We start from the raw sequence: 17,390 nt of genomic DNA, 5'->3' as shown, positions 1-17,390 counted from the left end.
AACGCGAGGCCCCGCCTACAGCTTGCGCAGCAGCCACACGTCCTGGCTGGCGGCGGCGCCCTGCCGCTGGCCGGGAATATGCTCCAGCACGGCGGCCTGCTGCCCGAATAGCGCGTGCAGAAACGCCGGCGGCTGAAACGCGGCGAAGACGCGGTGGCCTTCGTCGACGTTGCTGCGGATGACGAGCTGGTCGGCGTCGAAGGTGGCGCGCTCCGGGTCGGTCATGATGTCGCGGAAGGCGGCGCCGTGGGTGGTCAGCAGCAGCACGCCGCCGGGGCGCGTGACGCGCAGCAGCTCGTCGTACCAGCGCTGGTGGGCGGCGGCGGAGAGGTGGGTGAAAATGGAAATGCCGTAGACCGCGTCGAAGGTGTTCGGGGCGGCTTGCAGGGGCGGGTCCAGCTCGTTGAGCAGAAAATCGATACCGGGCAGGTTTTCGCGGCACCACTTGATGGACTGCGGGTTGTAATCAGTGCCGGTGTAGCGGCAGCCCTGGCCCACCACCTCGGGCAGGTGGCGGATGACGCGGCCGGGGCCGCAGCCCCAGTCGAGGATGTGCTGATTCTGCAGCATCAGGTGGCGGCCCAGATGGTCGCGCACCCAGGCGGCGGTGTCGCGGCCGCCCTCGTAGTACTTGCGGTAATTCAGCTGGAAGGATTCGTACATCAGGTAATCCGGCGGCAGGGCCACGCCGGGGTGCGCGGCGCGCCAGGCCTGGTTGGCGGCGCGGTTGCGGTAACGCATCAGCCCGTAACGCAGGCGGTCGGCGGCGTGCATGAGGCCCGCCTGGCGGAGCAGATTGGTCAGGAATCCTTTGTTCATCGGCGCAATATCCCACCTTACGCCCGCCAGGCGAAACAGCCAGCCGTTTTTGCGGCTCGTCGGCTCGGCTTTACCCGCCATGCTCCGCTTTATTTGCCGCCAGTTAGCCTGCGCGTAATTGCTCCAGGCATACCCCTGCTGGCGCGGCAGCCTTAGCGGCGCACCTCGAAACCGGCGTAGCCCCGCACCGGGCCGTCCGCGGCCTCTACCCGCTCGACCCGCGCCCGGGGCGGCCCCTGCCGGCACCAGGCTTCCAGGGCCGCCAGCGCCTCGGTCGGGCCTTCGGCTTCGATGCTGACGGTGTCGTCGGGGTTGTTGCGGGCGTAGCCGTGCAGGCCCAGGCGGTCGGCCTGCTCCTTGGCGGACTGGCGGAAAAACACGCCCTGCACGCGGCCGTGGATGCGAAATGTGCGGTGTTCGAGGGGCATAGCGAGGTGGGTCGACCGGGGTGGCACGACAAGCGGCCGAATCTGTTCAATTTTAGGCGCAATTTCCGCTGCCGCCCGCGGGGCCGTGTACGAGTCGCCGGCCGTTTTCGTAGGTGGCGGCAGCCGATTTTCCCTTTTCGCCCATGCGCTACGCCCTCACCAACGCCACGTTCTACACCGGCGCTGCCACGCTCACCGACCACGCCGTGCTCATCAGCCAGGGCCGCATCGAGGCAGTATTGCCCGCCGCCGAGCTACCCGCCGGGGTGCCCCGCCAGGATGCCCGCGGCCTGCGGGTGGCGCCGGGGCTGATGGATCTGCAGGTGTACGGCGGCGGCGGCGTGCTTTTCTCCACCCACCCGACCCCGGCCACGCTGGCCCGCCTGGAGGAAGTGTTTCGGGAGCAGGGCACCACGCACTTCGTGGCCACCATGCCCACCAATGCCCCCGACATGATGCTGGAGGCCCTACACGCGGCCTACGCCCACCGCGCGGCCACGCCCGACACCGGCCTGCTGGGCGTGCACCTGGAAGGGCCCTATATCAACGTAGCCAAGAAGGGGGCGCACCAGGCGGAGTTCATTCGCAAGCCCGACCTGGCCGAAATCGAGCGGTGGCTGGCCGTGGGGCCGGGGCTGCTGCGGCTGGTGACGATGGCGCCCGAGGTGGCTACCACGGCGGCCGTGGCGCGGCTGCGCGCGGCGGGCGTGGTGCTGTCGGCGGGGCACTCGGCGGCCACGTTCAGCGAGGCGCGGCGGGGCTTCCGGCAGGGCTTCGCGGCGGCTACGCACCTGTTCAACGCCATGTCGGCGCTGACCAGCCGGGAGCCGGGCCTGGTGGGGGCCGTGTACGACGACGCGGCCGCCGTGGCCAGCATCATTGCCGACGGCCTGCACTGCGACTTCGCGGCCCTGCGCATCAGCCACAAAGTGCTGCGGGAGCGGCTGTTTCTCATCACCGACGCGGTGGAGGAAAGCCCCGAGGGCGCCTACCGCTTCCGCCGCGCCGCAGGCCGGTTCGTGGACGAGCAGGGCACCCTGGCCGGCTCGGCCCTGACCATGCTGCAGGCCGTGCAGAACTGCGTGCTGCACGCGGATATCGAGCTACCGGAGGCGCTGCGCATGGCCACCCTCTACCCTGCCCGCGTGCTGGGCCTCGACCACGAGCTGGGCCGCATCGCGCCGGGCTACCAGGCCAGCCTGACTTTGTTCGACGCCGACTTCCGGGCCCACGGCGTGGTGCTGAACGGGGAGTTGCTGCGGGCGCCGACCGGGTCATAGCCGCCGGAGCCAACCCCGTACCCGGAGCCGGCGCGCGACGAGGCATTGGCCTGCCTCGCCCCTGGCGGCGGCCAGACGCGCCCGAAGCTGTAGCATTTGGCGGCGCTCCGGCCACCCCTCCGTGCGCGGCTTCCACCACATGCACATGCGGTTGAACGGCGGCCTGCCGTTGCGTTCCTTTGCCCCAACCCGCGTCCTCTGCCATGCCTACCACCGCCTTCTACGCCCTCGTGATTCTGCTGCCCATCGTGGCTACGGCCGTGGCCCTGCCGGCCGGGGGCTGGCTGCGCCGACTCTACGTCATCGGGGCGCGGCTGCTGCTGGGCGCGCTAATGCTGGGCGGCGGCTTGTATAAGCTGTCCGACAACCACATTCCGGGCCTAATGGGGCCGCCCGTAAACCACGCATTTCTGGCCAAGTACGGGCTGGTCATCTTTGGGCAGTTCATCGGCGTGGCCCAGCTCGTCATCGGCCTGCTGCTGCTGACGGGGCGTTTTGCCCTGCTTGGGGCGGTGCTGCTGGTGCCCATGTGGCTGAACATCATCTTTCTCACCTGGTCGCAGCACTGGGTGGGTACGCCCTACCTCGTCACGGGCTTCCTGGTGCTCACCCTGGGTCTGCTGCTGCACGATTACGCCCGCCTGAAGTGGCTGCTATACCCGCCCGCCGACCCGGCCGCCCTGCGGCAGGTGCCGCTGCGCACCAGCTCCGTGGGTACCGAAATCATCTGGTGGCTGGGCGTGGGCGTGGTGGTGGGCGGCAGCCTGCTCTACCCCCTTTCCTTCGGGCTGATGCTGGGCACCATGGCGGCGGGCCTGCTGGTGCTGCTGGCGGCCGGCTGGCATGTGTGGCGCACGGCCCGGCCGCAGCTGCCCGCCGGCACCCCGACAGCCAGCGGGTCATTGCCGGAACCACAACCTGAACCGGTGGGCCGCCAGCCAGAAGCCAGCCGCTAACCGTCGCCCCAAGCCGCTCTGCCTGCTCTCCGCTAGCCCTGCCGCTGGCGCACGGCCTCGAAGGCCAGTACCGCCGTGGCCGTGCTCACGTTCAGCGAGTCGATGTAGCCGCGCATGGGGATGATGATGGTTTCGTCGCAGGCCTGCATGAGCTCTGGCGTGAGGCCGTCGGCTTCGGTGCCCATCACCAGGGCGGTGGGGCCGCGGAAGTCGTAGTCGGTGTAGGGGCGGGCCTGGGGCGTGAGAGCGGCGGCGTAGGTGCGGATGCCGTGCTGGCGGCACCAGCCCAGCAGCTCCTCGCGGGTGGTAGCCACCACCGGCACCGTAAACACGCAGCCAATGCTTGAGCGGATGGCGTTGGGGTTGTAGAGGTCGGTGCGCGGGTCGCACACGATGACGGCGTCGGCCTGGGCCGCGTCGGCGGTGCGGAGCACGGCGCCGAGGTTGCCGGGCTTCTCCACGGCCTCCAGCACCAGCAGCAGGGGGTTCGGGGGCAGCGTCAGGTCCTGCAGGCGGCGCTGCGGGGCGCGCACCAGGGCCAGCACGCCGTCGGAACCTTCGCGATACGCCACTTTCTCGAACACCGCCCGCGACACCTCAAACCACTCGGTATCGGCGGCCAGGACCTGGCGCAGCTCCTGCTGGCCGGCGGCGGGCAGCAGCTCGGGGCACACATACACGGCGGGCACCACTATGCCGGCGGCGCGGGCAATGGTCAGCTCGCGCAGGCCTTCGACGATGGTCAGGCCCTGCTGGCGGCGCTCAGCGGACTTTTGCTGCAGGCGCACCAGGGCCTTGATGCGCGGATTCTGGGGGCTGCTGATCGGGTCGGGCATGGCGGGGAGAGGCGGCGCCGGCGGGGCCACCCGGCCCCGCAGCGGCCGCAAAGATACGCCGCCGCGCCGGGCGCCGCGCCGGCCCAACGCGGGCGCGGCGCCTGCGTATCTTGCGCACGGCCGGCACCGGGCGGGCCGTCTTGCCTTCCCTTCGATGGCCCTGCAAACCAAAACCAAGCTTTACATCGGCTTTGCCATTGCCGCCAGCGTGCTGCTGCTCACGGCCGTGGCAGCCTTTATCAGCATTCAGCAGCTGAGCCGGCGCACCGGCCGCGTGGAGCACAGCTACCGCGTGATGCAGCAGCTCAAGGACGTGGAGCTGCGCCTGAAAGACGCCCGCTCGGGCGTGCGCGGCTTCCTGCTCACCCGCGACTCCAGCTACCTGCGCAGCTACGAGGAAGCCCGCGCCGGCGAGGACCGCGATTTTGCGCAAGCCCAGCAGCTGGTGCTCGACAACCCCGCGCAGGCCCGGCGCCTCGACACGCTCGAAACCATGCTCAACGCCGAAATGCGCCTGTTCGGCGAGCTGACCAAAACCACCGCGGGCAGCACCAACGCCGCCATTCAGACGGGCCTCGACACCGACCGGCAGTCGATGCGGGCCATCGAGCGGCTGCTGGCGCGGGCCCGGGCTTCCGAGTTCGGGCTGCTGGCCGAGCGCAGCGCCGACCAGGAAATGTACGAGTCGCTCACGCCGGCCGTGATTCTGCTTTCGGCGGCGGTGGCCATTGTCGTCACGCTGTGGCTGTTTTGGCGCGTGGGCATCGAAATCAGCGCCAACGAGCAGCTGCGCACCGAGCTGGCGGCCACCAACGCGAGCGTGGCCCGCCGCATCGGCATCATCGAGCACCTGGCCGAGCAAGTGGTGCAGGGCGACTACAAGGTAAAAATCAGCGACCGGGAGCAGGACAGCCTCGGCAACCTGGCGGCCTCGCTGAACCGCATGACCCAGACCCTGGACGACACCTTCGGCGCGCTGGAAAAGCGCAACCGCGAGCTGGACCAGTTTGCCTACGTGGCCTCGCACGACCTGAAGGCCCCGCTGCGCGGCGTGAGCACCGTGGTAAAGTGGATCGAGGACGAGCAGGGCCACGAACTCTCGCCCAAAATGCAGGAGTACTTCGGCATGATGAAGGGCCGCCTGGCCCGCCTCGAAGACCTCATCAACGGCCTGCTGGCCTACGCCCGCGTGGGCCGCACCCAGCAGAAGCTGGAGGACGTGAACGTGGAGCGCCTAGTGCACGACGTGGCCGACCTGGTGGTGCCGCCCACCTTCGAGCTGCGCCTGCCCGACCGGCTGCCCACGCTGGTTACCGACCGCCTGAGCCTGCAGCAGGTGTTTACCAACCTGCTCTCGAACGCGGTGAAGTATCACCACACCGGCCTGGGCATCATCACGGTGGGCTGCCGCGAGCTGGAGCACGCGTACGAGTTCCGGGTGCAGGACGACGGGCCGGGCATCGCGCCGGAATACCACGAGAAGATCTTCCTGATGTTTCAGACCCTGCGCGACCGGCACACGGCCGAAAGCACCGGCATCGGGCTCAGCATCGTGAAGAAAATCATCGACGAGCAGCGCGGCCGCATTTGGGTGGAGTCGGCCGCCGGGCAGGGCGCCGCGTTTGTGTTTACCTGGCCGAAGAGCGCGGCGGCGTAACCGCGCCATCCGCCCGGCGCGGCGGGCGGGCCACATCCCGACCGGCGCTTTTCTACGTACCTTTGGGCCCCGCTTTGCCCCCTTTCCTATGCGTTCAGTTCTCCTGGTTGAAGACGATTTTTTTGACACGATGACCGTGCAGAAGTCGTTTGAAAAATTCAACGTTCCGCACAAGCTCTACACGGCCTTCAACGGCATTGAGGCGCTGGATCTGCTGCTGGGCCGCAACGGGGCGGAGGCCATCCGCCCGCTGCCGGAGGTGATTCTGCTCGACCTGAACATGCCCAAGATGAACGGCTTCGAGTTTTTGGGCGAGCTGCGGGCCCAGCCCGAGCTGCGCCAGGTACCGGTGTTCATCACCACCACCTCGGAAATGGACATCGACCGGCTGCAGGCCGAAAACCTCGACGTGCAGGGCTACATCGTGAAGCCCATCGACTTCGAAAATACCCGCGACATGGTCGACAGCATGAATTTATTGGAAGTGCTGCTCAAGTCCGAAGACTAAAGCGCGTTACCTCCACGTTATGAAGCCCCGACGGCCCGGCTCTGCCCGCGCCGCCGGGTTTTTTTTTGCACGTTGAGGTATGGGAGCATTTTTACTGATTCTGCTGAGCGTGGCCCTGGTAGTGGTGCTGCTGCGCCTGCAACAGCGCATCCAGGACACCGAAGCCGACCTGGCCAGCCAGCGCGCCGACCAGCAGCGCCTGCACCAGCAGCTGGAACTGCTGACGCGCGAAGTGCACCAGCTACGGCAGCGCCCCGCCGCCCCGCCGACTACGCCCGTAGCAGCCGCGCCCGTCGTGGCCCCGCCTGCACCGGCGCCGGTGCCGCGCCCCGCGCCAGCGCCAGCGCCAGTGGCCTCTCCCCCACCCGTTTCGGTAACTACTCCGGCTTCTGCGGCTGCGCCGCCTGCCCCCGTTGCTCCACCTGCCGCGCCGGCACCGGTAGCGCCCTTACCTCCCGTGGCCGCTCCGGCCCCGCCGCCCGTCGCGCCCCCGCCCCCGGCAGCCCCCGCCCCGCCGACAACTCCGCCGACGCCCCCGCCCGCCGTACCGGCGCCGCCCGTAGCCGCGCCGCCCGCCCCGCAGCCTACGCCGGCGCCCGAACCGGTGCCGGCTGCGCAGCCTCAACCCGCGCCTGCCTTGCCTGCCCCGGTGCCGCCGACGCCGCGGCCGGTGCCGCAGCCAGTGCTGCGCCCAAAACCGGTGGCGCCGCAGCCCGCCGAGCCTTCGTGGTGGGACCGGATGTCGGCCGTGGTGCTGGAAAACTGGACCGGTATCCTGGGCGCGGTGGTGCTGGTGACGGGCGTGGGTTTTCTGGGCGTGTACACGGCCCTGAAGCTGGCGCCGGTATACCGGTTTCTGCTCATCAACCTGTTTGCCGGCAGCCTGCTGGGCGGGTACTATTATCTGCGCACCAAGCCCTTCGCGGCCCAGCTGGCGGTGTGGCTGCAAAGCAGCGCGGCGGCCATTTTCCTCTTTACCTGCGTGGGGGCCGTGAGCATTCCGGGCCTGCGCTGGGTGGAAGGGCCGCTGGGTTACCTGCTACTGTTTGCCGGGGCCGCCGCCAACCTCTGGCTGGCCTGGAACAGCAGCCGCGAAGCCGTTTCATCCCTGCACGGCATCCTGAGCCTAGTGGCTCTGGCCGTGCTGCCGCCCACGCTGCTCACGCTCGGGGCCGCGGCGGCGGTTACGGCCTTTGCCATTGCCATTACGTACCGGCAGCGCTGGCGCCACCAGTTGCTGCTGAGCATTGTCAGCTTTTTCGCGTTTCACCTGTACTGGCACGGACAGCTGACCCCGCCCATGGCCGCGGGCCTGCGCCTGGGCGCCATGGCGCTGGTGCTGCTGGTGGGCCTGGCCGCGGCCGTGGTGCAATACCGCAAGGTGTACGCCAACGGACGGTTCGACGCGCTGCTCTTCGCCGCGCACGTGTTGAATTGGACCTGCCTGGGCATCAACCTGTACCTCTACAGCACCGGCTCGGTGTGGAAAACCATTCCGCTGGGCCTGGGCGCCATTACCACCTTTTGGGTGGCGCGGCAGGCGCGGCGGCTGGGCATTCAGTGGCTGTTCCAGACCGACACCGTCATTTCGCTGATTCTGGCCCTGGCTACGGCGTTGTCGCTGCAGGGCTGGCACGCCACCGTGAGCGTCATCCTGGTGTTCATGCTGCTCGAAACGCTGCTGGTGGCCTTCATCATGGCCCGCCAAGAGGAAAGCCTGGTGTTCCAGATTGCCTCGGTGGGCGCCCTTCTGGCCGGCGGCGGGCTGCTGCTCGTGAATCTGCTGCAACTGCCTGCTTACTCGGCTACTGGCCTGCACCGCAATGCGCTGCTGCTCTTCCTGGCCGCGGCGGCCGGCGCGGCCTACTTCCACCTGGCCCGCACGCTGCCGCTGCTCACCGCCGACACGGCCTCGCCGCTGCGCCGCGAGCTGTACCGCAGCTTCGGCGGACTGGTGGGCGGGCTGTACGTGGGGGCGGCGGCGCTGGTGCTGCGGGCTCTGTTCGGCACGGCGCAGCCGCCGGTGCTCGGGCTGATTGGGGCCAGCACGGCCGCCGCCGCCGCGGTGCTGGCTCTGAGCCAGTGGCTGCGCAACGGGGCGCCGTGGTTCCGGCAGCTGCACCTGCTGGCCGCCCAGCTGCTGCTGACGGTGGCCGTGCTCGGCCTACACGAGCTAGGGCTGGGCTGGCCCGCCACCCTACTGATTCTCTACGCCGAAACCCTGGCGGCCGCGCTGCTGCTCATCCGCCGCGCCGAAGCCCGCGTACCCCAAATGCTGACCGCCGCGGCGCTACTGACCGGCCTGCTGCTGCTGCTCGTGAGCCTTTTCGCCCTGCCGCTGCCGGTGCTGACGGCCGCGCAGCTCTACCGGCGGGCCGGTAGCTTGCTGCTGGCGGCGCTGCTGGGCGCTGCCTTCTTCCGCCTGGGCCATCGTACCCGCTCCGCAAGCTTCGACTCGGACACTGACCCCCTCAGCGGATTGGGCACGTGGGCCGGCGCGCTGATCGGGCTGCATTACACCGGCCTGCTGCTGGTCTTGGCCCAGGCCTTCTTCGGCCCGGCCCCGACGTCCATTCCGGCCCTGCTGGCCGCCACCGTGGCGGCCGCCGGCTGCGCGACGGGCGTGAGCTTATGGCTGCGGGGCGGGGCGGAGTGGCTACGGCAGCTGCACCTGCTGGCGGCCCAGGCGCTATTGGCAGTGGCCGTACTTGGACTGCACGAATTGGGCTTGAGCTGGCCAACTACGCTCCTGATCCTCTATGCTGAGACCCTGGCGGCCACCCTGCTGCTGGCGCGCCGCGCCGAGGCCCGCGTGCCGCAGGTGCTGGCCATAACAGCTCAGCTAACGGGCCTGATCCTGCTGCTACTCGGCGTATCTGAGCTGCTGCAGCCGAACCTGGCAGCCGCGCAGCTTTACCGCCGGGCGGCCGGCCTGCTGCTGGCCGCCGTGCTGGGCGCGGCCTTCTTCCGCCTCACCAGCGCCACCCGTCAGGCCGAAACGCCGCCGCCAGCGGAGGGTGGCCTGGCCTTCTGGGCGGGTCCCTCGGTGGGCGTGCTGATCGGGCTGCACTACACCGGCCTGCTGCTGGTGCTGGCGCAATCCTTTTTCGGCCCGACGCCGACCTCTATTCCCGGGCTGCTGCTGGGCACCGTGGCCGCGGCTGCCTGCGCTTTCGGTGTGAGCCAGTGGCTGCGCGGCACCGCCGAATGGCTGCGGCAGCTGCACGTACTCATCGGGCAGAGCTTACTGATGCTGGCGGCGCTGGGCCTGCACGAGCTGGGCCTGAGCTGGCCCGCCACCGCCCTGCTGCTCTACCTCGAAACCCTGCTGATGACGCTGCTGCTGGCCCTGCGCCGCGAGTGGCCCTTGTACCGCGTGCTGCTCTATGCCACCCTACTGCTGGCCCTCGGACTGGTGCCCGCAGTCAGCCGCATCGATAGCCTGCTCGTCATCAGCCCGAACCTGCGCGCCCTGCTGCTGCTGACGGCCGCCGTAGCAACCGCCGCCGCCCAGGCCCTGCTGGCCCGCCGCGACGCGCCCGCTTACGACGCCTTGCCGCTGGCCTATGATCCGACCTACCGCCTGCGCCTGCTGGGTCTGGTGGCCGGTCTGCTGCCGCTGGCCGCGGCCGCGCTGGTGTACCAGCAGGGCTGGGCGGCGTGGGCCGCGGTGCTGGTGGGCGCCGGTATGCTTGCGCTGCGGCGCACGGTGGCCGTGCCGGGGCTGTGGCTGGGTGTGCTGCTGAGCAGCAGCGGCTTCGGGCTGCTGCAGTGGCACCACGCGGCGGAGCACCAGGTGCTGCAAGTCGGGCCGCGGCTGCTGTACCTGCTGCCCACGGCGCTGCTGCCGCTGGCGGGGCTGGCCGCCTCGTGGTGGGCTGCCCGGGCGCGGCACGTGCGCTGGCCCTGGCTGTACCTGCTGGGCCTGCACCTGGGCGCCACGGCCTGGCTGGCGTTCCATTTCCGCTCCGATGCCGCACCCGTACTACTCTGGACGCTGCTGGCCGCGGCCACTTTCGCGGCGGCCCGGTGGCTGCAGACCGGTGCGGCCGCCGAGGCCCAGCAACGCGCGGGCCAGCCCGCCCGCTACGTGCTGCATCTTGGCTACGTCCTGCTGGGGGCGGCCCTGCTCTACCATCTGGGCCCGGTGCTGGGCAGCCGCGAGCTGCTGCTGGGCTGGCCCGCCCGGCGCTTCACGGCCGCCGCGCTACTGGCTCTAATGGGCACAGTGTCCCTGCTGCCCGCACCGGCTGCCGCCACCCAGCGCAGCTGGCGCCTGCTGCATCCCTGGCTGCCCGAGCTGACCTTGCTACTGGCCGGCTTCACCCTGCACTGGGAAACGCGCGTCATCTGGCACGCTCCGCTGGAGGTGCTGCTGGCCCTGCTGCTGGCTGCGGCGGCCCCGCGCCTGCCCTTGCGCCTGCGCCGCCTCGGCTTGTACGCGCTACCGCTGTACTGGCTGGCCGCCGCTACGGCCGCCTACGTCACGCTGCGCTACCTGCACCCGGGCGCGTGGCTGGCCGCGCCCTGGCTGACCACGACCGGGGCAGTGGCGCTGCTTTTTGCGCTGGCGGCGGTGCTGCTGCGCCGCGTGCCCGTCACCAAAGGCCTGCAGTGGCCGCCGGGCCTCCAGGGCCTGGCCCAACTGGGCCGCCTGCGTTTCCGCTGGCTAGTGCCGCTACTGCTCTACCCGGCCTTCGGAGTGCTCACGCTGCTGCTGCTGCAGTCCTTCGACCGCTCGGTGCTCACCGTGCTGCTGATGCTGGAAGTGGTGGGCGTGTTCGTGAGCAGCCTGCTGCTGCGCCGCCGCGACCTGCGCTACGTGGCGCTGGCCGGCATTGGGGTGTGCATGGTGCGGCTGGTGTTCTTCGATCTGAGCCAGCGCGGCACCATCACGCAGGCCGTCGTCTTCATCTTTATGGGCCTGCTGCTGCTGGGCATGAATGCGCTTTACGCCCGTTTCAAGGGCCGGTTTGCCGATTCCGCCGAGGTGACGCCGGAAGATTTCGTGCCCGATGACCCCGACGCGGCCCTGACGCCGTAAAAAGCCCAACGCGCGGGGGAACATCTTGCCGGGCCGCCGTCGTTTCTGGCTCGGAATGTCGCCCCGCGCCGGCCACTATTCAGCTCGGATTGTTTTCTTGCCGTTCGATCAGGCTCGTTCACGCTCCCGACACCGTGCGGCGCGTTTCTTCCGGTACCTTTCTGTCCGTTCACGCCTTCCTCCCCACCATGAATATCCGCCCGTTGTTGCTTGCCGCCGTGTTGGGCGGGGCCGCCCTGGTCCCCGCCGCCGCGCAGGACACTCCTCCCCAGCTCAACACCCCGCCCACGGCCCCCGATACCACGGTGCGCACGGCTACGGCGCCGGCCACCGCCCCGCCGCAGCAACAGCAGCCGCGCTACCGCATTGGCCTGGTCAACGGGGCGGTATACGCCGCCGATGACGTGGAGCTGCGCCAACCGGCCCTGGGCCGCTCTTACCTGTTGCTGAACGGGCAGCAACGCTTCGAGCTGGACCAGATCAAGTTCTTCGACGACGAAACCGGGCACTACATCCGCACCACCTTGCCCGGTTCGCGCCGCGTGAGCACGCTGCGCCGCGAGAAGACCGGCCGCATCAGCACCTACTCCATCACCTCGCAGCAGTACATGCCGGGCGCCTACGGCAGCGGGTTCGGCTACGGCGGCTTTGGCCGTTTCGGCTACCCCTACGGCTACGGCGGCTATCCGTACGGCGGTTACCCCTACGGCAACGGCTACCGCACCGTGAAGACGGAATATTTCAGCAAGGACGGCGGGCCGATTCAGGACATGAACTTCCGCAGCCTGAGCGTGGCCGTGTCGGACAACCCCGGCAGCGCGGCCCTGCTGCGCGACGTGGCCCGGCTGCGCCGCTACAGCACGGCCGGCTACGTGGCGGGCGGCGGCTTGCTGGCCCTCGGCATGCTGAACACCTTCAGCGGCAACAGCCGCGGCCTGCCGCTGGTGCTGGTATCGGTGCCGGTGCTGCTGGTGCCTACGTTCCTGAGCGGTGCCCAGGCCCGCAAGCTCAAGCAGGCCGTGCAGCTCTACAACTACGGCGACGCGGCCGCCCGCTAAGTCCCCACGCCCCTCGGGGCAAAAAAGCCGGAGCCCACGCGGGGTCCGGCTTTTTTGCGTCCGGCTCCCAACCGCCGGGCCCGGGGCTGCGTTTGCCGCTACTGTGCCCCCTGCTCCCCTCCCCGATTCCGCGGCCACTGCGGCCGACTTCGTCCACCGCCAAGCGCTGGCTTTGCTGGCCCACGAGCGGCTGTGCGCCCTTTACGGCGCCCCGTTCCGGTTTTTCAGCGTCAAGGATCCGCTGAGCGAGTTGGTCAGCGCCATCCTTTCGCACCGCACCCGCAACGCCGACTCGCACCTGGCCTACCAGCAGCTGGTGGCGGCCCTACCCACCTGGGCCGAAGTGCGCGACGCCCCCACCGCCGAAGTCGAGACGCTCATCAATCCCTGCACCTGGCCCGAGCAGAAGGCGCCGCGCATTCAGGCCGTGCTGCGGGAGCTGACTGAGCGGCTCGGCGGCACGCTGGACCTGCCCCAGCTCACCGCGCAGCTAACCGAACTGCCCGTGCCCGAAGCCCGCGCCTGGCTGGAGACGCTGCCCGGCGTGGGGCCCAAGACCAGCGCCGCCACCCTGCTCTTCAGCACCCTGCGCCGCCCCGCTATGCCCGTCGACAGCCACCACCAACGCGTGGCCCAGCGCCTGGGTTTGATCGGGCCGAAAGTGGGCACCGAGGCCTCGCACGCCCTGCTCGAAGCCTTGCTGCCCGAAGGCTGGGACGCCCAGCAGGTGTACGACCACCACGAAGCGCTGATGTTTCACGGGCAGAAGTGCTGCTTTTTTCGCAGTCCCGCCTGCCGCCGTTGCGTGATGCTCGATGTGTGCCCCTACGGACAGCAATTGCTGGGTGGAAATGCTGGTGCACCGGCACCGGCCGCGTAATTCCGCGGCGTTTTTCCATCTTGTCCGCTATGAAACCAACCTACGGCGTGCCGGCCCTGCTGTCGGCCTTTATTCCCGGGCTCGGCCAGCTCATCAAAGGCCAGATTCTCAAAGCCGTGTTCATCTGGGTGATGAGCGGCCTCGTGGGCTTCCTGCTGTGGTGGACCATCATCGTGCCGGTAGCCCTGTGGCTCTGGAACATATACGACGCCTACAACTCGCCCGCGTAGCGGTGAAATGGTGAAATGGTGAAATGGTGAAATGGTGAAATGGTGAAATGGTGAAATGGTGAAATGGTGAAATAAGGTATTGTCAAACGCCGCGGATGGTTTCGGCTTTTGCGGAACTTTGCGCGTCATCGGCGCCGCCTGAACATCAACTCACCATTTCACTATTTCACCATCTCACCGCATGGCTACCCTGCACCTGAAGGCCAGGCCCAACGCCCGGCAGAACGCCCTGGAGCTGGCCGCCGATGGCGTGCTGACCGTGCGCCTGCACGCCCCGGCCCAGGACGGCAAGGCCAACGACTGCCTGTTGCGTTTTCTGGCCACGGTGCTGGGCGTGCCGCGCAGCCGCCTCACGCTCGTCAGCGGCCACACGGCCCCGTTTAAGAAGGTCGACGTGCCCGATCTGACCGACGCGGAGCTGCGCGCGGCCTTAGCGGCATATCCGAAATAGTGCCGGGTGCGTAGTGCAGGGTGCCTGACTCGACTATTTGTGCGACCTAAGCACCAATTATTACGCACCAGGCACCACCTACATGACATTTCCTACCTGGCTGCTGGCCGGTTTTTGGGGCCTGGTTTCGGGCTCCGCATTGCTGTTGGGCGCCGCCGTTGGCTACTTCGCGCACGTACCGCAGCGGCTCATCGCGGCCGTCATGGCCTTCGGCAGCGGCGTGTTGATTTCGACCCTCTCGCTGGAATTGATGGAGGAAGCCTACGCCCGCGGCGGCTTCAACGCCACCGGCCTGGGCTTCGTGGGCGGCGCGGCGGCCTTCACGGGGGCCAACTGGCTGCTGGCCCGCTACGGCGCCAAGCACCGCAAACGCTCGGGCCACGAGCAGGCCACCGAACGGAAAGAGGTGCAGAAAGGCGAAACCGAGGGCAACGACGCCGGCGACGACAACGGCATGGCCCTGGCCGTGGGCGCCCTGCTCGACGGCATTCCCGAAAGCATCGTCATCGGGCTGAGCATGCTGGCCGGCGGCGTGGTGAGCACCGTGGCGGTGGTAGCCATTTTTCTCTCCAACCTGCCCGAGGGCCTGAGCAGCGCCGCCGGCATGAAAAAAGCCGGGCGCTCGGCCCGCTACGTGCTGCTGCTCTGGGGCGGCATCGCACTGATTTCGGGCATTGCGTCCTGGGCCGGCTTTGCCATTTTCAGCCACTTCTCGGCCAACGTGGTGGCCGCCACCACGGCCGTAGCGGCCGGCGCCGTGCTGGCCATGATTGCCGACACGATGATTCCCGAAGCCTTCGAAGTAGCCCATAATTTCACCGGGCTGATTACGGTGCTGGGCTTTTTGGCGGCCTTTTACCTCAGTAAGCTCGACAAGAACGACCCCAATGCGCCCGAGGTCATCGAAAAGCACGCGCCGGCCGCCCGCGCTGCCGCCCGATAAGCCAGAGCGCGGCGGCAATGCCCCCATTGAGCGCGACGATGCGCAGGGCATATTCAATGTTAAACATCATCCGGATCTGGTCGGTGTCCTGGCGCATGATGCGCTCCAGCACGTACACGAACACGGTGCCGGCGTAATAAAACATGACCCCCACGCTGGCCACGAACATGGGGTTCCGCTTCAGCGGCCCGGGGGACGGGTTGTTGAGCAGCTGCTCGAAATACGCCAGCACCACCCCGATCAGCAGCATGGCCTGCAGCACGTGCAGGTACGGCCCGTTGCCCACGCGCCAGTCCATCAGCCACACCGTTTCGCCGATGGCGCCCAGGGTAAAGGCCCCTATCAGCCACGGAATAATTCGGCGTTTCGGGCTGGTAAAGGTGTAATAGTAGGCCGCCGTGAGCAGCACCGTTTCCAGCCATACCTGGCTGCGCAGCGGCAGGATGTTGTTGTGCCACACGATGCGCCCGTATTCGCACATCACCCCCAGCAGCAGACTGGCCAGTAACGAACACGCCCATAGACAGCGGCCCGTGGGTGTCAGATGTCGCCAATACAGCAGCCCTATGGCCACCGGCACCAGCGCGGCGGCGATGCTGAGTACGTTCAGCTGCCGGGAAAGCGTCACCAGCCACGTGGATGACAGGATCATCAGGAAGGGAAATAGAGTTGTTGGCGCGCAGCACCCGGGCAATGCGCCCGCAATAAAAACGAAAAGCCGCCAGTTTCCCCTCTGGCGGCTTTTCTCCCTACTTCACTGAACCTCCCCCCTGGTCCGCGCCGTGGGTGATCAGTCAACCCCGGACGGCGACTGACGGCGCGAAATCAGCTTGCATTAGTGCACTTCCGCGGGCAGAAGCTCCTTGCGGTAGGTGCGCTCAAATTCTTCGTCGATGTGGTAGGTGGATTCCTCGTGCTGGCTCAGGTCGAGGCCCAGCTCTTCGTCGGCGGGCTTCACGCGCAGGGCGAAGAAGCGGCCGGTAAGCTTGAGCAGCAGCCAGGTGCCGGCGAAGGAGTAACTAACCACAATCAGCAGGGCCAGCACGTGGTAGCCAAACACCGTGGCCGTGCCGTGAACCAGCCCCACCTTGTCGGCAAATATACCGGTGAGCAGCATCCCGACAATACCGCCCAGCCCGTGGCAGGGGAATACGTCGAGGGTGTCGTCGATGCCGGTGCGCGAGTTTTGCCAGTGCACGGCCAGCTGGCTAATCACCGAGGCCAGCACCCCGAACAGGATACTCTGCCCGTAGGTGACGTAGCCGGCGGCGGGCGTAATGGCCACCAGGCCCACCACCGCACCCACGCAGGCGCCCACGGCCGTGGGCTTGCCGCCGCGGGCCACTTCCATCAGCAGCCAGGCAAACAGGGCCGCGGCCGAAGCCAGGTTGGTGTTCACGAAGGCGGTAGCGGCCAGCTCGTTGGCGGCCAGGGCCGAGCCGGCATTAAAGCCGAACCAGCCAAACCACAGCAGGCCGGTGCCCAGCATCACGTAGGGCACGTTGGGCGTCGAAAACACGGTTTTGCGCTGGTGCGTGGTGCGCGGGCCCAGCACCATGGCCCCGGCCAGGGCCGCAATGCCGGCCGAAATGTGCACCACCGTACCCCCGGCGAAGTCGAGCACGCCCCACTTGCGCAGGAAGCCCTCGGGGTGCCAGGTCCAGTGCGCCAGCGGGCAGTAGATAAACAGGCAGAACAGCACCATAAACGCCAGGTAGCCCTTGAAGCGCACCCGCTCGGCGAAGGAACCCGTAATCAGGGCCGGCGTGATGATGGCAAACTTCAGCTGAAAGGCGAAGTAGAGGATAAACGGAATGGTGGGCGAGAGCAGCGGGTGCGGGGCCGTGCCCACGTGGTTTAGCAAAGCGAAGGTCAGCGGGTTGCCGATCAGGCCGTGCCAGGAGTCGCCGTAGGCCAGGGAGAAGCCCACGAAGTAGAACACCAGCGAGATGACGCCCAGGGCCACGAAGCTCTGCAGCATGGTGCTGATGACGTTTTTGGGGCGCACCATGCCGCCGTAGAAAAACGAGAGGCCGGGCGTCATGATGAGCACCATGGCCGTGGCGGTGAGCATCCAGGCAATATCAGCGCCGTTGAGCGAGCCGGGGGCCGCCGCGGGGTGCTCGGTGGGCACGCCGGCGGCAACGAGGGCGGCCAGCAGCAGCCCACCCAGGGCAATGCGAGCAACCGACAAAGGAGAAGAGGCGGGAAAAACCATATTGACCTTAATTTTTCAGGGGTCAAGTTACAAAAACACGCTAATTTTTCGCAACACCCCCTTCTATCGATAGGCATTAACT

Annotated in this window: 15 protein-coding genes; 10 read left to right on the top strand and 5 right to left on the bottom strand. The window is 68.1% G+C overall.

Translation table 11 applies throughout. The features are described from left to right. Positions 1-15 precede the first annotated feature (15 nt). On the bottom strand, positions 16-819 hold the full coding sequence (locus tag FDY95_RS11140) for a class I SAM-dependent methyltransferase (protein ID WP_171025643.1): 804 nt from the start codon (positions 817-819) through the stop codon (positions 16-18). A gap of 152 nt (positions 820-971) precedes the next feature. Continuing rightward, positions 972-1,247: an acylphosphatase gene (locus FDY95_RS11135; protein ID WP_138077766.1), complete on the bottom strand. Its 276-nt coding sequence runs from the start codon at positions 1,245-1,247 to the stop codon at positions 972-974. Positions 1,248-1,390: 143 nt separating this feature from the next. Here FDY95_RS11135 and nagA point away from each other — a divergent pair, with 143 nt between their 5' ends. Continuing rightward, positions 1,391-2,527 (top strand): N-acetylglucosamine-6-phosphate deacetylase, encoded by a 1,137-nt coding sequence (gene nagA / locus FDY95_RS11130; protein ID WP_138077764.1) that lies wholly within the window; start codon positions 1,391-1,393, stop codon positions 2,525-2,527. Positions 2,528-2,730: 203 nt separating this feature from the next. Beyond that, positions 2,731-3,483, top strand: a complete 753-nt coding sequence (locus FDY95_RS11125; protein WP_138077762.1) for a DoxX family membrane protein — start codon at positions 2,731-2,733, stop codon at positions 3,481-3,483. Positions 3,484-3,515: 32 nt separating this feature from the next. Here the strand turns inward: FDY95_RS11125 and FDY95_RS11120 are convergent, their stop codons facing one another. After that, entirely contained in the window at positions 3,516-4,319 is an 804-nt protein-coding gene (locus tag FDY95_RS11120) for a TrmH family RNA methyltransferase (RefSeq protein ID WP_138077760.1), read from the bottom strand. A 154-nt stretch (positions 4,320-4,473) separates the two neighbouring features. Here FDY95_RS11120 and FDY95_RS11115 point away from each other — a divergent pair, with 154 nt between their 5' ends. The 8 genes from FDY95_RS11115 (at position 4,474) to FDY95_RS11080 (ending at position 15,090) form a co-directional block, all read left to right on the top strand. After that, a complete protein-coding gene (locus tag FDY95_RS11115) occupies positions 4,474-5,976 on the top strand; it encodes a sensor histidine kinase (protein WP_171025642.1) in 1,503 nt (500 codons plus the stop codon). 88 nt (positions 5,977-6,064) lie between these two features. Beyond that, entirely contained in the window at positions 6,065-6,484 is a 420-nt protein-coding gene (locus FDY95_RS11110) for a response regulator (RefSeq protein WP_171025641.1), read from the top strand. A gap of 79 nt (positions 6,485-6,563) precedes the next feature. Next, positions 6,564-11,528, top strand: a complete 4,965-nt coding sequence (locus FDY95_RS11105) for a DUF2339 domain-containing protein (RefSeq protein ID WP_138077756.1) — start codon at positions 6,564-6,566, stop codon at positions 11,526-11,528. Positions 11,529-11,716: 188 nt separating this feature from the next. Then, positions 11,717-12,586: a hypothetical protein gene (locus tag FDY95_RS11100; RefSeq protein ID WP_138077754.1), complete on the top strand. Its 870-nt coding sequence runs from the start codon at positions 11,717-11,719 to the stop codon at positions 12,584-12,586. Between the two features lie 103 nt (positions 12,587-12,689). Next, on the top strand, positions 12,690-13,466 hold the full coding sequence (locus tag FDY95_RS11095; protein WP_246073998.1) for an endonuclease III domain-containing protein: 777 nt from the start codon (positions 12,690-12,692) through the stop codon (positions 13,464-13,466). Positions 13,467-13,495: 29 nt separating this feature from the next. Then, positions 13,496-13,696 carry a hypothetical protein gene (locus FDY95_RS11090; protein ID WP_138077752.1) on the top strand — a complete coding sequence of 67 codons (201 nt, stop codon included), beginning with the start codon at positions 13,496-13,498 and terminating at the stop codon, positions 13,694-13,696. Between the two features lie 181 nt (positions 13,697-13,877). After that, positions 13,878-14,147, top strand: a complete 270-nt coding sequence (locus FDY95_RS11085) for a DUF167 domain-containing protein (protein ID WP_138077750.1) — start codon at positions 13,878-13,880, stop codon at positions 14,145-14,147. Between the two features lie 82 nt (positions 14,148-14,229). After that, positions 14,230-15,090: a ZIP family metal transporter gene (locus FDY95_RS11080; RefSeq protein ID WP_212744889.1), complete on the top strand. Its 861-nt coding sequence runs from the start codon at positions 14,230-14,232 to the stop codon at positions 15,088-15,090. Here FDY95_RS11080 and FDY95_RS11075 read toward each other — a convergent pair. Then, positions 15,047-15,742, bottom strand: coding sequence for a hypothetical protein (locus FDY95_RS11075; RefSeq protein ID WP_138077748.1), 696 nt, complete (start codon positions 15,740-15,742; stop codon positions 15,047-15,049). The two genes, FDY95_RS11080 and FDY95_RS11075, sit on opposite strands and share 44 nt — an antisense overlap. 183 nt (positions 15,743-15,925) lie before the next feature. Continuing rightward, positions 15,926-17,308: an ammonium transporter gene (locus FDY95_RS11070; protein ID WP_138077746.1), complete on the bottom strand. Its 1,383-nt coding sequence runs from the start codon at positions 17,306-17,308 to the stop codon at positions 15,926-15,928. Between the last annotated feature and the right edge of the window lie 82 nt (positions 17,309-17,390).

Source organism: Hymenobacter jeollabukensis (genome assembly GCF_005771675.1).
Taxonomy (GTDB): domain Bacteria; phylum Bacteroidota; class Bacteroidia; order Cytophagales; family Hymenobacteraceae; genus Solirubrum; species Solirubrum jeollabukense.
The sequence above is the reverse complement of the archived record's forward strand: the minus strand, read 5'-3'. Positions and strand labels throughout refer to the sequence as shown.

What these genes read in the sequence shown, in the direction of transcription:
- nagA (WP_138077764.1), top strand. Translation starts at nt 1,391, where the DNA reads ATGCGCTACGCCCTCACCAACGCCACGTTCTACACCGGCGCTGCCACG.
- FDY95_RS11105 (WP_138077756.1), top strand. Translation starts at nt 6,564, where the DNA reads ATGGGAGCATTTTTACTGATTCTGCTGAGCGTGGCCCTGGTAGTGGTG.
- FDY95_RS11120 (WP_138077760.1), bottom strand. Translation starts at nt 4,319, where the DNA reads ATGCCCGACCCGATCAGCAGCCCCCAGAATCCGCGCATCAAGGCCCTG.
- FDY95_RS11135 (WP_138077766.1), bottom strand. Translation starts at nt 1,247, where the DNA reads ATGCCCCTCGAACACCGCACATTTCGCATCCACGGCCGCGTGCAGGGC.
- FDY95_RS11100 (WP_138077754.1), top strand. Translation starts at nt 11,717, where the DNA reads ATGAATATCCGCCCGTTGTTGCTTGCCGCCGTGTTGGGCGGGGCCGCC.
- FDY95_RS11085 (WP_138077750.1), top strand. Translation starts at nt 13,878, where the DNA reads ATGGCTACCCTGCACCTGAAGGCCAGGCCCAACGCCCGGCAGAACGCC.
- FDY95_RS11125 (WP_138077762.1), top strand. Translation starts at nt 2,731, where the DNA reads ATGCCTACCACCGCCTTCTACGCCCTCGTGATTCTGCTGCCCATCGTG.
- FDY95_RS11075 (WP_138077748.1), bottom strand. Translation starts at nt 15,742, where the DNA reads ATGATCCTGTCATCCACGTGGCTGGTGACGCTTTCCCGGCAGCTGAAC.
- FDY95_RS11115 (WP_171025642.1), top strand. Translation starts at nt 4,474, where the DNA reads ATGGCCCTGCAAACCAAAACCAAGCTTTACATCGGCTTTGCCATTGCC.
- FDY95_RS11080 (WP_212744889.1), top strand. Translation starts at nt 14,230, where the DNA reads ATGACATTTCCTACCTGGCTGCTGGCCGGTTTTTGGGGCCTGGTTTCG.
- FDY95_RS11070 (WP_138077746.1), bottom strand. Translation starts at nt 17,308, where the DNA reads ATGGTTTTTCCCGCCTCTTCTCCTTTGTCGGTTGCTCGCATTGCCCTG.
- FDY95_RS11140 (WP_171025643.1), bottom strand. Translation starts at nt 819, where the DNA reads ATGAACAAAGGATTCCTGACCAATCTGCTCCGCCAGGCGGGCCTCATG.
- FDY95_RS11090 (WP_138077752.1), top strand. Translation starts at nt 13,496, where the DNA reads ATGAAACCAACCTACGGCGTGCCGGCCCTGCTGTCGGCCTTTATTCCC.
- FDY95_RS11110 (WP_171025641.1), top strand. Translation starts at nt 6,065, where the DNA reads ATGCGTTCAGTTCTCCTGGTTGAAGACGATTTTTTTGACACGATGACC.